Source organism: Rhodococcus yananensis, from assembly GCF_020515525.1.
Classification (GTDB): domain Bacteria; phylum Actinomycetota; class Actinomycetes; order Mycobacteriales; family Mycobacteriaceae; genus Rhodococcus; species Rhodococcus yananensis.
In genome coordinates this window covers 1-754 of sequence record NZ_JAIYEP010000168.1, presented here as the reverse complement: position 1 = coordinate 754, position 754 = coordinate 1, and the positions used below count along the sequence as shown (strand labels likewise).

The window sequence follows — 754 nt, the reverse complement described above, 5'->3', positions numbered from 1 at the left end:
GACTTTCTCGGTGTCGATGTTGCCGTCGTCGTCGAGCAGGGCGTCGACGGTGATGCCGGTAGCCCAGAAACCGTCGGTGGGAATCTGATGCTTGACGGTGACTTCGGTGTCGATGGCGGAGCGGCGGAGCGTGTCGACGCGTTCGAGCAGTGCGTCGCGTTCTTTCTCGGTGTCGCGGAGTCGCCGCCGGTACCTCGCCGCTTCCCGGCCCTCGTCGACTTCCGGTGTCTCCGTGGTCTCCACGTCGGGAGTCTCGGACGCGGTGTCCGTGACTTCGGTGGTCTCGTCGATGGTCTGGTCGTTCTGCTGTTCGGTCACTGCTGTCCCTTTCTGGGTTCGTCGACGATGCGGATGTTCGGTACGTCGTCGGGGGTGAGTCCGGCCTCCGCGAGGTTGCGGAGGGTCATGCACACACCGAAGTAGGAGGATTCGGTGCGGTTGGGGGTCATGCCGATCGGGTTACCGTCGGCGTCTTCGACAAGCTGTCCGGGGATGGTGACGTGCACGACCTTCCCGGCCATGTCGTTCTGTCTCAGGATCGTGTCTCGGTCGAGTCCGGGGCCGCTGCCGCGGGGTGGGGGGTTGCCGAACAGGTCACGTAGCCATGCGCGGGTGTGGTCATCCATTGCTGTCCCCCTGGGGTGGGTGGGTGAGTTGGTCGGTGGCGCGGGATTCGGCGCGGAGGGGCGAGTCGGCGCATCATGCGGTCTTTCGTGGTCGCCCGGTCGGCCCGGGGTCGTACATGCGCCCCGCC

General features: G+C 66.2%; 2 protein-coding genes. Both read right to left on the bottom strand.

Features of this window, described 5'->3' with window-relative positions:
- Nucleotides 1–318: hypothetical protein (locus tag LDQ05_RS19600; RefSeq protein ID WP_226438619.1), on the bottom strand; the 318-nt coding region annotated here is incomplete at its 3' end.
- Complete coding sequence (locus LDQ05_RS19595; RefSeq protein ID WP_226438618.1) at nucleotides 315–626, bottom strand: hypothetical protein; 312 nt, start codon at nucleotides 624–626, stop codon at nucleotides 315–317. The genes LDQ05_RS19600 and LDQ05_RS19595, both read right to left, overlap by 4 nt.
- Nucleotides 627–754: the final 128 nt, after the last annotated feature.

What these genes read in the sequence shown, in the direction of transcription:
- LDQ05_RS19595 (WP_226438618.1), bottom strand. Translation starts at nt 626, where the DNA reads ATGGATGACCACACCCGCGCATGGCTACGTGACCTGTTCGGCAACCCC.